Origin of the sequence: Vibrio navarrensis, from assembly GCF_015767675.1 — a bacterium.
In the GTDB taxonomy this organism is placed as follows: Bacteria; Pseudomonadota; Gammaproteobacteria; order Enterobacterales; family Vibrionaceae; genus Vibrio.
This window is the reverse complement of the sequence record NZ_CP065217.1, coordinates 2,436,479-2,453,679: the sequence shown is the minus strand read 5'-3', so window position 1 is coordinate 2,453,679 and position 17,201 is coordinate 2,436,479. Positions and strand designations below refer to the sequence as shown.

Annotated in this window: 18 protein-coding genes and 1 tRNA gene; 8 read left to right on the top strand and 11 right to left on the bottom strand. The window is 48.1% G+C overall.

Annotated elements, in window-relative coordinates:
* Nucleotides 1-2 precede the first annotated feature (2 nt).
* The 5 genes from I3X05_RS11705 to I3X05_RS11685 all read right to left on the bottom strand — a co-directional run bounded on the left by I3X05_RS11705 (nucleotide 3) and on the right by I3X05_RS11685 (nucleotide 4,599).
* Nucleotides 3-776 (bottom strand): PKD domain-containing protein, encoded by a 774-nt coding sequence (locus I3X05_RS11705; protein ID WP_052702582.1) that lies wholly within the window; start codon nucleotides 774-776, stop codon nucleotides 3-5.
* Between the two features lie 18 nt (nucleotides 777-794).
* On the bottom strand, nucleotides 795-1,784 hold the full coding sequence (locus I3X05_RS11700) for a DUF2860 family protein (RefSeq protein WP_045571771.1): 990 nt from the start codon (nucleotides 1,782-1,784) through the stop codon (nucleotides 795-797).
* 108 nt (nucleotides 1,785-1,892) lie between these two features.
* Nucleotides 1,893-3,503 carry an ATP-binding protein gene (locus tag I3X05_RS11695; protein ID WP_045571772.1) on the bottom strand — a complete coding sequence of 537 codons (1,611 nt, stop codon included), beginning with the start codon at nucleotides 3,501-3,503 and terminating at the stop codon, nucleotides 1,893-1,895.
* Nucleotides 3,500-4,222 (bottom strand): winged helix-turn-helix domain-containing protein, encoded by a 723-nt coding sequence (locus tag I3X05_RS11690; protein ID WP_045571773.1) that lies wholly within the window; start codon nucleotides 4,220-4,222, stop codon nucleotides 3,500-3,502. Before I3X05_RS11690 ends, I3X05_RS11695 begins: the two co-directional genes overlap by 4 nt.
* A 128-nt stretch (nucleotides 4,223-4,350) precedes the next feature.
* Entirely contained in the window at nucleotides 4,351-4,599 is a 249-nt protein-coding gene (locus I3X05_RS11685) for a YkgJ family cysteine cluster protein (protein WP_082069773.1), read from the bottom strand.
* A gap of 146 nt (nucleotides 4,600-4,745) precedes the next feature.
* On the opposite strand from I3X05_RS11685, the gene I3X05_RS11680 reads away from it, so the two are divergent.
* Nucleotides 4,746-5,183, top strand: a complete 438-nt coding sequence (locus I3X05_RS11680) for a YcgN family cysteine cluster protein (protein ID WP_045571775.1) — start codon at nucleotides 4,746-4,748, stop codon at nucleotides 5,181-5,183.
* A 100-nt stretch (nucleotides 5,184-5,283) separates the two neighbouring features.
* Here the strand turns inward: I3X05_RS11680 and I3X05_RS11675 are convergent, their stop codons facing one another.
* The 5 genes from I3X05_RS11675 to folD form a co-directional block, all read right to left on the bottom strand.
* Nucleotides 5,284-6,861, bottom strand: a complete 1,578-nt coding sequence (locus I3X05_RS11675) for an alkaline phosphatase (protein ID WP_045571776.1) — start codon at nucleotides 6,859-6,861, stop codon at nucleotides 5,284-5,286.
* Between the two features lie 190 nt (nucleotides 6,862-7,051).
* Complete coding sequence (locus I3X05_RS11670) at nucleotides 7,052-7,408, bottom strand: hypothetical protein (protein ID WP_337971191.1); 357 nt, start codon at nucleotides 7,406-7,408, stop codon at nucleotides 7,052-7,054.
* 140 nt (nucleotides 7,409-7,548) lie between these two features.
* A complete protein-coding gene (locus I3X05_RS11665) occupies nucleotides 7,549-8,478 on the bottom strand; it encodes a ChaN family lipoprotein (RefSeq protein WP_045571778.1) in 930 nt (309 codons plus the stop codon).
* 87 nt (nucleotides 8,479-8,565) lie between these two features.
* Nucleotides 8,566-9,390, bottom strand: coding sequence for a 23S rRNA (guanine(745)-N(1))-methyltransferase (gene rlmA, locus I3X05_RS11660; protein ID WP_045571779.1), 825 nt, complete (start codon nucleotides 9,388-9,390; stop codon nucleotides 8,566-8,568).
* A gap of 110 nt (nucleotides 9,391-9,500) precedes the next feature.
* Nucleotides 9,501-10,358: a bifunctional methylenetetrahydrofolate dehydrogenase/methenyltetrahydrofolate cyclohydrolase FolD gene (gene folD / locus I3X05_RS11655; protein ID WP_039430037.1), complete on the bottom strand. Its 858-nt coding sequence runs from the start codon at nucleotides 10,356-10,358 to the stop codon at nucleotides 9,501-9,503.
* A gap of 203 nt (nucleotides 10,359-10,561) precedes the next feature.
* On the opposite strand from folD, the gene I3X05_RS11650 reads away from it, so the two are divergent.
* The 3 genes from I3X05_RS11650 (at nucleotide 10,562) to I3X05_RS11640 (ending at nucleotide 12,527) form a co-directional block, all read left to right on the top strand.
* Nucleotides 10,562-10,638: transfer RNA gene (locus I3X05_RS11650), tRNA-Arg, on the top strand.
* 627 nt (nucleotides 10,639-11,265) lie between these two features.
* Complete coding sequence (locus I3X05_RS11645; RefSeq protein ID WP_045569569.1) at nucleotides 11,266-11,982, top strand: hypothetical protein; 717 nt, start codon at nucleotides 11,266-11,268, stop codon at nucleotides 11,980-11,982.
* A gap of 308 nt (nucleotides 11,983-12,290) precedes the next feature.
* Nucleotides 12,291-12,527: a hypothetical protein gene (locus I3X05_RS11640; protein ID WP_045569568.1), complete on the top strand. Its 237-nt coding sequence runs from the start codon at nucleotides 12,291-12,293 to the stop codon at nucleotides 12,525-12,527.
* Nucleotides 12,528-12,622: 95 nt separating this feature from the next.
* Here I3X05_RS11640 and I3X05_RS11635 read toward each other — a convergent pair whose 3' ends face one another.
* On the bottom strand, nucleotides 12,623-12,823 hold the full coding sequence (locus I3X05_RS11635; RefSeq protein ID WP_193168127.1) for a hypothetical protein: 201 nt from the start codon (nucleotides 12,821-12,823) through the stop codon (nucleotides 12,623-12,625).
* 840 nt (nucleotides 12,824-13,663) lie between these two features.
* Between I3X05_RS11635 and I3X05_RS11630 the strand changes: the two genes are divergently transcribed.
* From I3X05_RS11630 to I3X05_RS11615, 4 genes are all read left to right on the top strand, one after another.
* The gene (locus I3X05_RS11630) at nucleotides 13,664-14,164 is read left to right on the top strand and encodes a hypothetical protein (RefSeq protein WP_045569566.1); all 501 of its coding nucleotides are present in this window, start codon (nucleotides 13,664-13,666) and stop codon (nucleotides 14,162-14,164) included.
* The gene (gene mgtE / locus I3X05_RS11625) at nucleotides 14,094-15,551 is read left to right on the top strand and encodes a magnesium transporter (protein WP_425304486.1); all 1,458 of its coding nucleotides are present in this window, start codon (nucleotides 14,094-14,096) and stop codon (nucleotides 15,549-15,551) included. The genes I3X05_RS11630 and mgtE overlap by 71 nt, the downstream gene beginning before the upstream one ends.
* A 24-nt stretch (nucleotides 15,552-15,575) precedes the next feature.
* A complete protein-coding gene (locus I3X05_RS11620; protein ID WP_337970737.1) occupies nucleotides 15,576-15,734 on the top strand; it encodes a hypothetical protein in 159 nt (52 codons plus the stop codon).
* A 133-nt stretch (nucleotides 15,735-15,867) separates the two neighbouring features.
* On the top strand, nucleotides 15,868-17,136 hold the full coding sequence (locus tag I3X05_RS11615; protein ID WP_337970736.1) for an O-acetylhomoserine aminocarboxypropyltransferase/cysteine synthase family protein: 1,269 nt from the start codon (nucleotides 15,868-15,870) through the stop codon (nucleotides 17,134-17,136).
* The last annotated feature ends 65 nt before the right edge of the window (nucleotides 17,137-17,201 follow it).

Here is a 17,201-nt window from a genome sequence, read left to right as displayed (position 1 = left end):
GGCTAATGAAGTAGCTTTTCTACCCATGTTTTCACACTGTTTTCCAGATATGCGTCTTCAATCCCTCCCACTTTTTCGAGCACCAACCCCTCATACAACGGAGAGCACCTATCATGTAGACAAACTGGCAAACTTTGTTGTGAAAGAGTCTCAATGATTTGCAGCGCAGTTTGCACATCCCCGCCAGTGCTTTGCGAGAAATCAAGTGAAAGCTCGGCTGCACTGTTGAGTTCCTCGATGGCAAGATTGAGCTGTTGTTTGAGCTCGCTTAGATCAACGTTTCCGAGCGACCCGAATACCAGCACGCCTTGGTTCTGAGCGCCGTACTGCCATGAAACGGCGGCGATTTCATTTGATACCGTGTTGCTTTGCATGCGACGAATTGCACTGGCTTGAGTGGCGCGCTCAATAATGATTTTCACTTGATCGGTATTGCTCCGTCCGCCAGTGTCTTTGGCGTAAAGCTGAAAAATATACGTTCCAGCGGTGGTTGGGTAGAGCGCGGTGGCGGTAAGCTTATCAGCGTTGAGCAGAGCCAGTTGCTGTGGCCCGGCAACTTGGCTCCAGCTGGTGGTCTTAATGTCATAAACCGAGAGATACGATTTGGCTGAGCCTGAGAGAGTAATGCTGTTGAGGGGCAGTTTTAACAGCTGATCTGATCCGGCATTGACGGTCGGCTTGCTCAGCTTGTCGGCATCGGTTACATCATCGACATCACATCCTGAGACGAGTGCCATCACGCCAAGCATGAGGATAATTTTCGCTGACTTAAACATGTTTGTTGTCCTTAGGTGCTAGAAGGTGTAGCTAATGCCCGTTGAAATAAAAGTGTTCTCACTGTCGTAGAAATCGATGTCCGATTCGTGCTGTTGATATCCGGCCATTACGTTGAGTTGAGTATTCTGTAGCGCAAACGGATTGTGGTAGTTGTACACGGCAAATACGCTAAACGCTTTGTAGTCTTGGTATAAATTGAACACGGGGTTAGCGGCATCGTATTCCGCTTCGCTGTTGCGTACCGTCGCAATCAGTTCATGACGGTTTTGTACTGCAATTACAGTTAACTGCGTAGCGATTTCTGCTGAGCTCTGTGCACTGCCATCGGCACCCTTATCTGTGTAGTAAAAAGCAGGTGAGAGGATGAAGGTTTGTGACAAAGGAAAGGAAAGCTCAACCCCGACACGCTGATAGGTGCTGTCGCGTCGCAGCGATTTCTGTTGAGCGCTGCTTAACGATTGAGAAATGCCAATCGTATCATCATCAATTTCACTCTGAGCAAAGGCATACTTGAGCGTCACTGGAAATGGGATCTGTGTACTGAAGGCGAATCGGCCGCCCATAATGTTCTGCTCCGTCGTTTGACGCTCTTGGTTAGTCAGATACGGATCTTGCCACGTTTCATCCATGCCCGGCATATTGCCAAACAGCGCGGCGGTGAGGTAGGTTCCTTTTGCCAGCATCTGGATGTAGCCAACTTCAGCTTGAAATTGCGCTTCACTAATTTGATCTTCGCTGTTACCAACGAAAATCGCTTGATTGCCAAAGGTGTATTGCAAGCGGCCGAGAATAAACGGTACTGCTGTTTCGGTTTGTTTTCCCTGACGATTCAAGTCTTGGGTTATGGCGTTGTCGTCGTTGGTGTTGAACTGGGAGTTGGTTTGGTTGATACCTGCGTTGAGACTAATGCCACCGCTAAGCCCAGGGGTAAAATCTATCGGCTTGGCCTGTAAACTCGGAATAAGAAGGGCACTGCTTAAACACAATGCCAGTCCTTTGATGTTCATGCTAACTCCTTGCTGAGTGTCAGATTGGTCTGTCAACTCAAGTTAGCATTCCCCGGGTGAATGATTCCTCAGCAGTTTATGGACTAAGTGTGTCCATTTTGGTCACATTCAGCGCGCAGGGGTTTCTTTCAATACGGAAAGATTTTTTGGCCACTGCAACTCAAAGCGTGCGCCGCCCAAAGGAGAAGCCACCACATGGGCACTGCCTTGATGCAAACAGATAATTTGCCGCACAATCGCCAGCCCGAGGCCATGCCCTTTCTCGCTGTTGCGCTCCTGATTATCGATTTGAGTAAACGGCTCAAACACGCGCTCGGCTTGCTCGGGCGCAATGCCTTGGCCATCATCTTCCACCACCAGTTGATAGGATTGCAGATTGTCTTTGAGAGAGATATGGATATTGCTTTGCGCGAATCTGGCCGCATTGCTCAGTAAATTCTTCACCGCGCGTAGCAGTGCTTTTTGGTCGATAAAAAAGGCGTGTTGCATTAATGATGCGGCGATATCGACTTGAACTTGCAAATGAGGATATTCCAAGCGGAAATGTTCCACTTCTTCCGTTAAATCTTGAGCAAATTGGCAGTGAGTAAAGTGGCTGATGTCGGCCATGCGGTTATAGCGCGATAGTAGTAACGTCTGGTTGATCAGGTGATCGAGGTCTTCAATGCTGGAGTGGATCACTTTGCGATATTTCTCTTTTTGGCTCTCGGCTATCTCATCGTCTTCCAGCATCTCAAAGGCGAAACGCAGACGATACAAAGGGGTACGCAGGTCATGAGCCACCGCGTTGGTTAATGCTCTTTGCCCGGCGATCAGCTTTTCTACGTTGTCGGCCATTTTATTAAACGAATCCCCCAACTGTGAGACTACGGAGAGTTTGGACGTGGTGGCACGCTGGGAGAGCACACCTTGACCAAATTCGTTGGCGGTTTTTACCAAACGTTTGAGGTCGCGCCACAGCGGGTAGACCCACATTACCAACGCAGCAGAAATGCACAGAAAGAAAAAGCCACCAATGGCGGTGGTCAGCTTCATTTGAGTTTGCGCGGTAATGGTATCTTCAACGTGCAGCCAAACCCCAGGCACAACAGGGGAGAGCAGGGCAATATGGCCATCTTTGCTCACGTAGCTGATGATTTGATCGGGTGTTTTGCGCAGTTTTTCTCTCGCAGCCTCGGGCAGTTCGTCGTCGGTGAGCAAACTCAGCTCGAGTGGAATCTGGCTGTTTTGTTGCTCTAAACTGGCTTTCCATTCACTGCGCGGATAGCGTTGCAGATCTTCTCCGGCGAGATACAAAGTGCCTTTGGCTTGATTGAGAATACTCATTTCGCTCGGCTCATTGATGGCAAAGTAGATTACTTTGTCACTGCCATTGACCCGCTGAATTAACGCCATGGGGTCGCCGTACTGAAACGTCAGTTTGCCTTGCTGCAAAGAGTGATAAATGGAGGGCATCTCGTGGTAACGTTGCAAATCATCCAAACGTAGTGGGTAACTGAAATGGCGAGCGTAGTTGTCGATGATGGCTGGCCATTGCTCCTCGGGCGCTTGATGTAAACGCTTGGACAAGAGCTCAAAATTGGTGCCGTACACGGGTTTATAAAAATCTTCCGACACATTGCGGCTGAGCTGTTGCACTGGGTTGAAATCGGTGGGAATGATCAGCAGTACTATTGGTAAGAACACCGCAATCCAAAGAATAAAGAAAGCGCGGATCATCCCATCTCTCCTTCGCCGGGCGCGCACAACTGGTAACCTTTGCCACGGATGGTTTTGATCAATTTGGGCTCATTCGGGTCATCGTGCAGGGTGCGGCGCAAACGGGAAATGCGTCGGTCAATCGAGCGATCCAACCCATCATATTCAAAGCCGCGGATCTGCTGAGCGATATCGTCACGGGTGACGATGGTGCCGACTCGCTGCGCTAAAAGATAGAGCAGTTCAAACTCGCTGGTGGTCAGTTTGATCGGTTGCTGCGCAAGCGAAACGGTGCGGTATTGAAGATTCATACACAAGGGGCCGATGTGCAGTTCATGCTTGTCGGCAGTGGCCGTACGCTCTTGTCTACGTAAAAGTGCGCGGATGCGCGAGAGCAATAAGCGCGGCTTTACTTGCTTGACCACGTAGTCATCAGCGCCGAGTTCCAGCCCCATCACTTGGTCGATATCATCGTCCAAGGCCGTTTGCATCAAAATCATGCCGTGGTATTTATCCCGCACCGCGCGGCAAACGTCCATACCACTTTGCCCTGGCAGCATAATGTCGAGAATAACCAATTCGGGTTGCTGACTTAAAATCACGTCCACCGCCGTAATGCCGTCGGCAACGGTGGTGACGGAAAATTCGTAGTGGCTGAGGAAGTCTTGGATCAATACTGCCAGTTCAAGATCGTCTTCCACCAGTACGATCCGAGAAGGAGTCGAAGAGGTCTCGTTCATTGTGTTCCATATCCATTTGGCAATGAAGGCAATATAGCGGATTGTGTCGGTGGATTATGTGACGAATTGTGACACAAGCGTAAAGTTGTGATGCGATAGAAAAAATGGATGATGACTGACTTCGTTTATTACGTCAGTCGCTCAAGTTCAGTGAGACTGTGCAGTGCTTGCTGATTGCTACTGCCACAAACTATCGGGCAAGGCTTAAACTCATGGCACACTTTGGGCCGCTGCGCTTGGCCAAACAGCTTACACAAGTTCTGTTCATTGAGCTGAATACAGCGCACTCCGGCAGGCTTACCATTAGGCATACCTGGGATCGGCGAAGAAATACTAGGGGCGATACAGCATGCGCCGCAGCCAAGTCTGCAATCCATCAGAGATCACCTTTTTGCACAGAAAAATCAAAGTGCGCGATAGTAGCAGACTTTAACGCAGAGCTAAACGAGCAATTTTTGCGCTTGCACTTTGCCAGTGGCGAAGGTATAAAACGGCTCCCGCAGTCACAGTGAGTAATGAATCAATGAGCCTACCATTTTGGCAAAGTAAAACGTTGCAGCAGATGAACGAGCAAGAGTGGGAATCGCTGTGTGATGGTTGCGGAAAATGCTGTTTACACAAGTTGATGGATGACGAGACTGATGAAGTCTTTTATACCAATGTGGCGTGCAGTTGGCTCAACAGCCAAACTTGCGCTTGCAAAGATTACCCGAACCGTTTTTCATCAGGCGAAAACTGCCTCAAGCTCACTCAAGATAAAATCGCGGAGTTTCACTGGCTGCCGAGCACTTGTGCGTATCGACTGTTAGCGGAGAACAAACCTCTGCCAAGTTGGCACCCGTTGATCACGGGTTCAAAAGCGGCGATGCATGCCGCAGGGCAGAGCATTCGCAATAAAGTGGTGTACGAAATCGAAGTGAAAGATTGGGAAGATCACATTGTTGACGATGTCACGTTCTAGTCTTTCTTGGTAAAGCCGATAAAAAAATAAAGCGCCGTGATGGCGCTTTATTGCTTTTTGCCGCATGTTCGCTGACGAGCAGATGCTCATCGGCAGGGCATTACTTGACCTGTTGCTTGATGAACTCACCCAGCTCGGAGTGATGCATGATGCGAGAAACGGGCAGAATGGTTTCTGCTGGGCCCCAAGCAAACACGTTGACTGGCGTATGAGTGTGCGTGCCCGTACCCCAAACGATATTCTGTTTGGTCGCCTGCGCACGTGCCAATACGTTGGTACGGTCGTTGTAAGGGTAGAATGCGTCAAAGTCATTAATCGTTGGGATGCTCTCTTCCGCTAAGTAGCTGTGGTTAGCCAAGCGGTATGGGTTAGGTTTGTTCTTCAATACCGTTTCAGCTTGGCCTGCCGTGATGGAGAAATCGCTATTTTTGTTTACAATTTCCGCCAGTTTCGCCGCCGTTTGCTGGTTTTTGTCCAGTTTTTCAAACTCGCTCAGCATGCCGTAGTAGCTGGTTTTTTGGTTGTACAAACCATCTAGGATCTCATACGCACCGAAGTTGAAATTGGGCGCGTATTCGCGTTTTTCAAACGCTTTTCCTGAACGTTTTTCCGGTTTCGGCAAGTTGTAACCTGAGTAACTAAAGCCAAATGAGCCTGTTTCGTGGTCGGCAGTGACGATGATCAGCGTGTCATCACGATCTTTGGCCCACTGGTAAACCGCGTTAACGGTTTCGTCGAACTTAATCATTTCATGCAGCATTGAGCCTGCATCGTTACTGTGACCCGCCCAGTCGATCTGGCCGCCTTCGACCATCAAGAAGAAGCCGTCTTTGTCTTTTGACAGGATCTCTAACGCTTTATCGGTCATCTCTTTGAGGGTGGGCTCTTTACGATCTGGGTCATTCTTCGTTTGGCTATAGGTAATGCCGTCATACATGCCTGAGTTGGCGAAAAGGCCGAGCAGTTTATCGCCTTGCGCTTTTTCCAGCATGGTTTTGTTAAACGCCAGTGAGTAGCCCGCTTGCTGCGCTTCTGTGAGCAGGTTACGGTCGTCTTTACGCTTTGATTTTAGAGGGACATCACCGTGTGTCAGCGTTTGTAGCTGTTGGTAGGTTTCGCCTTTATCGTTGGCTGATTTTGGGATCCAGTGACGCAGACCGCCTGACAGCATGACATCGACATTAGCCGAGAGCATATCCGAGGCGATTTCATTTTCAAGTGAGCGATGCGGTTGGTGAGCAGCAAATGCGGCTGGCGTTGCATGAGTTAAGCGCGTATCGGAGATGATGCCCGTGGCTTTGCCAAGGCGCTTGGCTTTTTCCACCACGGTTTCCACTGTGTTGCCTTGCGAGTCGATACCGATCACTTCAGATCCCGTCATGATGCCCGTTGCCAGCATGGTCGCTGAACACGCAGAATCGACCACAATAGCGTCTTCTGGATGAGTCAGTGAAGAACCGATAACACCCTCTTTTGCCAGTTGGTAGAGTGCGGTTGTTTTGCCTTTGTAGATCGAGTGCGGCGCGTTGTTCGCGTAAGTTTCCAGTAGGCCAACTTGCTGTGGGCCCATACCGTCACCAATCATCAGAATGACGTTTTTAATTTCTGCCGAAAGTACATTGAAAGAGAGCGTAGAAGTTGCGACTACGGCAACAACAGGTTTAATCAGGTGCTTCATTGTCTATCCCTTATTTATAAAAGCGGCGCAATTACATCATGTATTTATGACGCTTTTGTTGCATAAATAAAAACTTCACAAAAGTGAAAAGTTAAGGGAAAACGGTAAGTTAGAAGATTGAATGCGATAAAAATGCACAAGCCAACTTAGAGAGCGCTGGCTGGTTAACTCTATGCAGGTCAGAAGTGGATCAAACTAGAATCAGTAACATCCCGCCGACGGTGGCGGCCGCTGAAAGATACTGGCCAGCAGAGTAGGAGCTATCGGCTTCTTTCTGGATCTCGTCAGGGTGATTCATTCCCAGCGCGCCGTAAGTGAATGCTTCGACTTTATCTCCGACGGTTTTGTTTTCTGCGGCTACTTTTTTGCTCTCTTTATCTATCTGCTGCAAAGCAGACAGCAGGGCTTTTCCTTCAGAGGAAAGAGTCACTTTATTTTGCTCCAGCTGCAATGGGTCAGGCGCAGCATCTGAGATTGCGCTGGGCGTTGCTGCTTGCCGCTGGGTGGCCGAGTAGGCCGAAACTGGATTGGAACCGACTGGATTCATCATGCTCTCCTATCTGAACCCTTAATAGTCTATCGGCGGTAAGTGGAAAAACTTGTGTAAAAAAGCCCGTTGCCGCTCGTTACTTAAGCAAAAAAGTACAGCAAGAAACAGGCCCATTTTCTTGGAAAAGCGTGAAAGGGTTACTTACACACCAACTCATCGTTGCGGTTTTTCAGCGCTTGATACGCTTTCATGCGATTGCTTTGCTGCACGTAGCGCACAGGTGGCTCAAGCACTTGAAGCTGATAATCGCTGCCATTTTTTTCACTGAGTGAAGCGACAGGTGTAATCACCACGACCTTAAGCTCAGGTGCGCGGCGAAGGATAGAGTTTGCCGTGCCAAGGCCCCCTTCGGTGTGGAATTTACCCGCGATATGGACGATTTGTGTTTGTGGATGAGCCTTGCGATAGTTGACAATCGATTCGGCCATGGTTTCATCCCAAGTGATTTGAGCGGCGTATTGTCTCTCGGTTTGTTCTGGCTGACCGTGGTGCATTGAGGCCATAAATTTGTCTTTATAAAGGCTATCGGCGGTGTTGATCTCTGCCGCCAAATAGTGACGTTCTGTCTCATCGAGCTTGTCTAGGTAGCCGATTCCCTGACGGCCGATGCAGCGCACGATCGCTTTCGGTGCGTTCGCGGCAATCACGTCCAACCCTTGGCGCTTCGCTAACTCAACCAGTGGCCGGTAATCGCTTTCGTAGTTTGGCCACGCATTGCCTTCGCTCATGAGCGGCTGCTCGCCGATCTCACCCGCCAGATACTGATTGAGCACGGGTTGCTTATCGCGCGTGAATTGCTCCATTGAAAGTGCCACGCTGTGCTGTGAACTCAGGGTATGAAGAAGGTCAGTTTGGAAGCGGTGAACGCCGGGGTGAGTGTGCCACTCGCCAATCAAAATGACGTCGGCGGTTAATAATTCGCTCGGCAGTTTTTGCAGTGACAGCGATTGCCCTTGCGGGGAATTGAGCTGATAGTCGTAAAAGTGGTTCAAGCTGCTGGTGGAAGGGGATGTGGCACATCCACCTAACATCATTGCGGCGAGAAGAAGAGAAAAAGACGTTCGCATTATACTGCCTCCATTTACATCGTTGCTGAGTCTAATGGAGGCCGCATGAAGATTCAATAATAATGAGAATGATTCTCTATTAATTCTCTACTGGCTGAGTTTGCGATAAACCCGCAGCATAAAATCGGCTTCGCAATCAAAATGATGAGCCGATTTGAGCGCTTTGCGAAACTCGTCGCTGGCACGCCATGCAAATGGGGTCATTTGTAACAGGTCAAATGCATCTGCGCCGGAAAGTGTCATCATGTAGTTAAGCTTTTCTTGCTGTTGCAAGACAAAGCCTTCTATCTGCTCTGGCTCTTCATCGTGCAGCTTAACGTCGGAGTAGATTTTTTCTTTGAATTGCACCAAATGTCGCGCTGCTGGAGTCACGGTGATCACCACGCCATGGTCTGCCACACAGCGAGCCAGTTCTTCCGCTTTGCATGGAGCATAGATGCGTAGAATGCCATCGAAAGCGTGGTCAGCAAAGGGGAGACGGTGGCTGGATGCGACACAGAAATGGCTGGACGGGTAGCGCTTGGCCGCAAAGCGAATTGCCACTTTCGAGATATCTAAACCATGTGTTGTGGCTTCGGCGTATTGCGCGCTTAAACTGCGTGCCACTTGGTCAGTGTAATAGCCTTCACCGCAGCCAATATCGAGCAGACGATGAGCACTGCCTTGCAAGAATGTTTGGCACAGCTGGGCTACTTTTTGCCGCATTGGATCATAATGTCCACCTTCAAGAAAACGGCGCCGCGCCTGCATCATCTCTTTGTTATCACCAGGATCTTTTGAGCGCTTATGGTGCGCGGGCATCAAATTGACATAGCCTTCTTTCGCCAAGTCAAAATGGTGGCGGTTAGCGCAATGAAAAGTGCGATCCGTTTGTTGCAGGGCAAGGTGGCACAAAGGACACTGATAAGTCATGAAGACCTCGAAGGTAAGACAAAAACAGGCGGCTGAGTCTATCAAAAGCCACCTGTTTACACCAGTTTCAAGGTCAAGTCGCCCACCAATTCAAGTAGGCCGGGGGAGGATTACTTGGTGTGGTACTGCTCGCAGGCCAGCATGGTGTTCTCAATCAGGCTTGCTACCGTCATTGGGCCGACTCCACCCGGCACTGGCGTGATGAAACTGGCTTTTTCGCGCGCTTTATTGTAGTCGATATCGCCAACCAGCTTGCCTGATTCTAGGCGGTTGATACCGACATCAATGACCACGGCGCCTTCTTTGATCCATTCGCCAGGGATGAAGTTGGGTTTACCGACCGCAACTACCAGCAGATCCGCTTGGCGTACATGACCTTCCAGATCTTTCGTAAAGCGGTGACATGTGGTGGTGGTGCAGCCAGCTAATAGCAGCTCAAGGGTCATTGGACGGCCAACGATGTTCGACGCGCCGACGATCACGGCATGCTTGCCATGAGTGGGAATGTTGTAGCGTTCAATCAAGGTCATAATGCCTTTGGGCGTACAAGAGCGCAGTTTTGGAATGCGCTGCGCCAAGCGACCTACATTATAAGGGTGGAAACCATCGACATCTTTTTCTGGGAGGATGCGCTCTAAAACCTGCGTCGTGTCAATGCCGGCAGGCAAAGGCAACTGAACCAGAATGCCATCAATCTGCGCATCGTTATTGAGCTCGTCAATCAGCTCCAACAATGCTTTTTCAGAAGTTGAAGCCGGAAGATCAAAAGACTTGGAAACAAAACCGACTTCTTCACACGCACGGCGCTTACTACCGACATAAACTTGAGACGCCGGATCCTCGCCGACCAGTACCACAGCCAGCCCGGGAGCGCGTAAACCTGCCTCAACACGCGCTTTCACCCGCGCGGCCACTTCCGATCGAACAGTTTGAGATATAAGAGTTCCATCAATATTTTGAGCAGTCATGACTTTCCTTAAGAAATCAAATGGCAAAAATTCGCTGCGCATTGTCGCAAATTGTTAAATAAATATCTATACGCAAACGTTTGCCTTGTGGCGTTTTTAAGCAAGCGCTTTGATTGGCGGACTTTTTTTCGCCACTTAGAACAGAATGTCTAGAAAAGCCGTTGATTTACCGAAATGAACTCGTATAATCCTGTCCCTATAGCGCGCCCTTAGCTCAGCTGGATAGAGCACGTCCCTTCTAAGGATGTGGTCGTAGGTTCGAATCCTACAGGGCGTGCCATTTATTTCTGGGCGTAGCAGGTTAGTACTTGCTACGCCCTTTTTCGTTTTTGCTGTTTTTTAGTCAACTAATAAGCACCCTGCCGTTTTTCCGGGCGGATTTTTTGAACGGCATAGTGAAAGTTATGCTCATCCCACCAAAACCAAATCACAACTGAGTTCATCTTAGCAAGAGCAATACAAACGGTTAGACTGTGAAGACGCTACTCTATTTGGGATGTATCGAATCAAAGATGAACACTGTTCCAATCGTATAAGTATAAATTTCTGTCGATGCATTACTATTTAAATGGTGATGTAGCATGCTCCGTCAATTTTTTAAATCAGTATATATTAATTGAATAATATTTAATTTATTTACTTTCCTATTGTTGCTATGGTTTTTTTCTATCTTGTGTGTAAGAAACACACTGTTTATTTCAATCACAAGATTAATTTATTTTTATGACTAGATCCTGACATTACTTTGTTAAAAACTGAAATAGGCTAGAACACATTATTAATTATTCCATTTCAGGTAATGCTTAAATGTATTCTAAAATGAGAGCCCTAATATTCGTAAAATTTATATATTACAATTTATAAATATAACGATCACTATCAGCTTAAATCGAGTAAGGTTAATGAAATGAAAATAAAACTGTTCACTATAATATCCCTCATTGTATTGATGAATTTTCCTAGCATAGCCGCAACAAGTTCCACTGTCATAGGTGATGTATATTCAGACCAAATGGGCAAAAGCTTATATACTTTCGATAAAGATCCAGTCGGCGAGTCAGTCTGTACGAAGGATTGCGAAAAGCTTTGGCCACCATTGTTGGTTAATGAGCAGAATCAATCGGTATATTTAAGTAGCCAAGGTTTCAGCATCATAACAAGGTCGAATGGCACCAAGCAATGGGCGTTAAATGGAAAGCCTCTATATCGCTGGATAAAAGATACCAATAGCGGGGACATAAAAGGTGCAGGTATTAAAGGAGTTTGGCCACTTGCGCGAGCTGATGACGTATCAATAAAATTGTTCAATGATGAGAAACGTCGCTACTTAGTAGACAGAAATAACTTTACTTTATATACATTTGATCAAGATAAAGTCAATGAATCAGTTTGCTTTGACGATTGTGAAATCAACTGGCCACCTGCTATTTTAGATACAATGTTAACAAAAAAAGATCTTTCAAATTTAAAGCTCACAGGAGGCTTTGGTTTAATTGAGAGAGAAAAAAACACCTACCAGTGGACATATGAAGGAAAACCTCTCTATCGTTGGGTTAAAGACAGTAAAACAGGGGATACCAAAGGAGACGGAATTAATGGGGTGTGGCATTTATTCATTAAATGAGCTAAAGAAATGCAGTTTAAAATAGGAACATTTTGTGATGATCTCGTGAAAGTGTTGACAAAAAATTCTGGATATCCTCAAAGTATGCCATGCTGGTCGCGAGGTTTATAGCCTCGCTTTGCTCAGCTCTAGCACTTGAAAGAAAATAGCGCCTTTAGTTATCTTTTTGGTGACCTTTATCTGCTTAGCTTCTTCTTTCAGAGACCCTGCCGTTTATGTAGTTATGACTATTGTGAAGTACTTATCATCTTTTTGTGCAACGATATGATTATCTCTGCCTTAGTTTATAAATTGATGCTGAGGTTAAAATGAGCATGAGGTTTTGTGAGAAATGTGCCAAGCAAACAGAACATAAAGAGATCATCAAGCAGAAGCCATCAAAGTATGGCAAAAGTCGAAAAGAGCAGTTTAAAGCATTTCTTGAAGGCTTCTTCTCTGGTGTTGCCAGCCCAGCAGGGGCGTCGCTGGATCTGATAGAACGATATGTGGTCTGCACGCAATGCGGCGATCAGACTCTAGAAAATCATGGCAGTGAGTTCCAGTGAGTTAGGAAGAAGAGAAGTCAATTTGTTGCGCTGAATATGACATGGGCTGGCAATCGATTTTGCATTGCCAGCTTTGTCTATTGTTTATCTATAGGTTATTTGCAATGCGGGTCCTGAACTGAAACCGCTTTTGCGTTGGAGTGGTGATCAAATTTGACGTTGACGCGAACCCCTGCCTTTTCAAAAACCACATCGTCGAAGTCGGTCATGGCGATTTTATAGCCGTTGTTGGCAAACAAGCTCGTTACCTTGGTTCGCTGCCTGATTTGCAGTGCAGAAGTGAGTAGTTTATCCATGTTAGTTAGCCTCGTTGTTTTGTCGCAAGCGTATAAGTTCTTTTAATTGTAATATGACACTAGTTTATTAACAAATTTCTGCGGTGAATGATTTAAGCGTATTTATGCAATAAATGGCGAATAGTTATGATTGAGTGCGCTTATTGAAGTCCATATTATGCTTAAGGTGTTTATTTGTGATGTGGATCTACATCTAAGGCATTTTCTTTAGGAGTGGAGTTTAAAAAGTTGACATAACTGGTTACAAAAACTACCGAGCTGTTCTTTCAAGTGGGTCGATTTCATTGCAGTTTCAACGTACGGCGAGTGTCTTTATCCAAACGGATTCCCGTTTTCTGCCTTGACTCCCTTTGTCTTGCTTTTGTCAGTAATGTCACCGTAGTGTCAAATTGAACGCTGCTCAATTGACTTTGTCTGCCAAGAAAAATAGCATCCCGTTCGCTAAGTTACCCGATGGACACCATGCCATCGATATCGTTTCACTTATAGAGGTACAACAGAAACCTATGGACTCGTCGAGTAGTCGAATATTACAGTATGGTTTTTTCGAACGTTCGAAAATGCCTATGGTTTCTTACTAACCTGCCTGCTTTTTTAGCTGTTGCCGGGTAGTAAATATCCTTGGTGTCAGCGAACTCTTCCTTTTATTTCGTAAATTCCATACCGACTTTGTTTTATGCAAACGGCAAGGTTTTGTCGTGCGTAACGATTGACTGATGCTCACCGCAGTGAGCCGACAGGTCGTGCGCTGCTTATCGCTTTTTGTCGGGCCAATGTCCGGGCTAAAACGCGCGCAGCGTTGGGGTTTCTTTGTCCTGAGCCAACTCAGGAGAGATAACCATGACTACATTTCGTCATCATCGCATCACCGATGTAAAAAGCGCGCGCTTACCCGCAGCTCAAGCGCTACAAAGCCATATCAAACGTGAATTTTTCAGTGTCAGTAAGCGCCTCACCGTCGGTGAGGTGATTACCCTGCTGCGCGCCAATCCCAGTTTACCTGCGCAGTTGCACGTGGTGGCGCTTATCAATGCAAAAGGGGAATACCAAGGGCTGGTGACTATGGCGCAGTTGATCAGCGCGCATGACGAGCAACCAGTGGCCGAGCTTTGTCAGGGGGAAGCGCATTTTGCCAGCGCATTAGGCGATGCGCACTCTGCGGCGCAGCATCTTTGCCAAAGCGTCTGGCCAATTCTTCCGGTGCTAGACAGCTGCCATCGCGTGATGGGGGTGCTTGAACTGCCTCGCGCCCGAGCCATTTTGCGTCTTGATGGGACACCGCAGCCATCTTCAGCCAAACCAGCGAAAGGTTGGCAACGTCTTATCCGCTTCTGGAAATAAAATAGGGGGAATTTTCATGTCAATTTCTATCATGACTCAAGAACTGTTGGCTCTGAACATCAGCCAGCATCAAGCGGCAATGCAGCGTTTTGTTGCCGAGCATCCATTGGCGGATTGCGCTGAAGCACTCTCTATTTTGCTTGATGAGCAGCAACTCCACAGCCAGGATGTTCGCGATCTGCTGCGTTTACTTCCGCTGGATCAACAGGCCGCTTTGTTTGGCTATTTTTCCCTATCTTGGCAGCAGGCCATCGCCGAGCAGTTGGCTGCTGATGAACTGGCCCATTTGAGTGAGCGTATGGCACACGATGAGCGGGCGGATCTGCTTGCGTTGCTTGAACCTACGCTCAAACAGCAAGTGTTGCAGCAGATGGATAGCCGTGAGAGACAGGATATCGAACGTCTCGCTTCTTATCCATCGGACTCGATTGGCGCGGTGATGACAACCGATTTTGCTGTCTTAGATGGGGCGTTAACTGTAGAAGAAGCGATGCATCACTTGCGCAGCATTGCCACGGAGCGGGAAACCATCTATCAAGCGTACGTGGTGGATGAGCAGCAAAAGCTGAAAGGGACAGTCTCTTTACGCGACATGCTGGTGGCGGAGCCCAGCCAGCGCATCGCTGACATTATGACGCAGGTCTTAATCTTTGTTTGGGTGGATGAACTTCAAAGCGTGGCGGCACAAGCGATCAGCAAGTACGACCTGCTGGCCTTGCCAGTATTGGATTTGCACAACCGTTTGGTTGGGATCGTCACCTACGACGATGCGATGGATGTGGCAGAAGAAGAGGCGGACCGCCACGTTCATAAAGCGGGAGCGGTGGATTTTAGTGGTAATTTGAAAGACGCCACCATCGGTTTGATGTATCGCAAACGGGTGTTTTGGTTGGTCCTTTTGGTATTCGGCAACATTTTTTCTGGCGCTGGAATCGCCTACTTTGAAGACACGATTCAAGCCTACGTGGCGCTAGTGTTCTTTTTACCTTTGTTAATCGACAGCGGCGGCAACGCAGGATCTCAATCGGCAACCTTGATGGTGCGCGCCTTAGCCACCGGAGATGTGGTGGCGAAAGATTGGGCCAAAATGCTCAGCAAAGAGCTGCTTATCTCGGCGTTGCTTGGGGTGACGATGGCGGTGGCGGTTGCTCTGCTCGGTTTTTGGCGCGGCGGTGCGGAAATTGCGTTGGTGGTGGCAATCACCATGCAAATAGTGGTGATTGTGGGATCGGTGGTTGGTATGTTGCTGCCTTTTGTTCTCAGCAAATTACGTTTTGACCCAGCGTCCGCCAGTGCGCCGTTGATTACCACTATCGCCGATGCGATTGGCGTGATGATTTATTTCTCGGTGGCGACCATGATCTTGGATTTTCCGCCAATGGCTTAACAGCCTAAATAGAGGAGAGACAGCATGTGGAATATCCAAGTCTTTATTCTGCCCTTGCTGCTCGCGGTGGCGCTGATGATTTTGCTCTCCAACATGGCGCTGCGCTCTGAAGTACGGGTGATTGGTCGGCTCAGCCTTGAACCTTCCGTCTCTCTGGCGAGCTGGCAGGTTGCCGAGGTTTAACCATTTTACCGGAGACTCACGCCACTAAGCTGGCGTGATGTTTCTCGCACTGTGACTGATAACCGTGCAGTTTGCTGAAAAGATCGGCATGATATCGGAATAACCATTCACCTCAACTGTTCAGGGAAGAGACATGAAAGACGAAACCCTTTCGATTCATTTTGGCTATGAGACCGATCCAACCACCAAATCCGTCGCGACGCCTATCTATCAAACCGTCGCGTATGAGTTTGACAACGCTCAGCATGGCGCAGATCTGTTTAACCTTGCCGTACCCGGCAACATTTACACGCGTATTATGAACCCCACCAATGATGTGTTGGAAAAACGTATGGCGGCATTGGAAGGCGGGATCGCTGGTTTAGTGGTCAGTGCTGGCAGTGCAGCGATTCACTATGCCATTCTGACTTTGGCGCAAGCGGGGGACAATATTGTCTCCACGCCGCAGCTTTATGGTGGTACCTATACCTTGTTCGCGCACATGTTGCCGAACATGGGCATTGAAGTGCGCTTTGCCAAAGACGACCAACCAGAAAGCTTGGCAGCGCTTATCGATGACAAAACCAAAGCCGTCTACTGTGAAAGTATTGGTAACCCGGCTGGCAACATTATTGATCTGGAAAAAGTGGCGCAACTGGCTCACGCGCAGGGGGTACCTGTGATTGTCGACAATACCGTCGCAACGCCAGCGATCTGCAAACCGATAGAGTTTGGTGCTGACATCGTGGTGCATTCGCTGACCAAATACGTCGGCGGTCACGGTACGACGCTTGGCGGCATTATTATTGATTCCGGTAAATTCCCTTGGGCACAGCATAAAGATCGTTTTCCAGTGTTCAATCAACCAGAGCCTTCTTACCACGGCGTGGTTTATACCGAGGCGTTTGGTCCAGCGGCGTTTATTGGCCGCGCTCGCACTGTGCCACTGCGTAATACGGGCTCGGCGCTATCGCCAATGAACGCGTTTATGTTGCTACAAGGACTGGAAACGCTCTCCCTGCGCATGGAGCGCCATACCGAGAATGCAATGAAAGTCGCACAGTTTTTAAGTGAACACGACAAAGTGAGTTGGGTTAGCTACGCGGGGCTGCCAAGCTCCAAACACTACCGATTGGCGGAGAAGTACATGAAAGGCAAACCGTCAGCGATTCTCTCTTTCGGCCTTAAAGACGGTTACGAGGCAGGGGTACGTTTTTATGATGCACTGAAGATTTTCAAGCGCTTAGTAAATATTGGTGATGCGAAATCACTGGCTTGCCATCCTGCCTCGACCACGCATCGCCAGCTAAGTGAAGCTGAGCAAAAACAAGCGGGTGTCGCGCCGGAGATGATCCGTTTGTCGGTGGGTATTGAACATATTGACGACATTCTGGCCGATCTAGAACAAGCGCTAAACGCTTAAATCTCAGGATTTCGCACTTACAGAGGTCAGCTTTCGCTGGCCTTTGTTTTTGTGAGATGAACGAA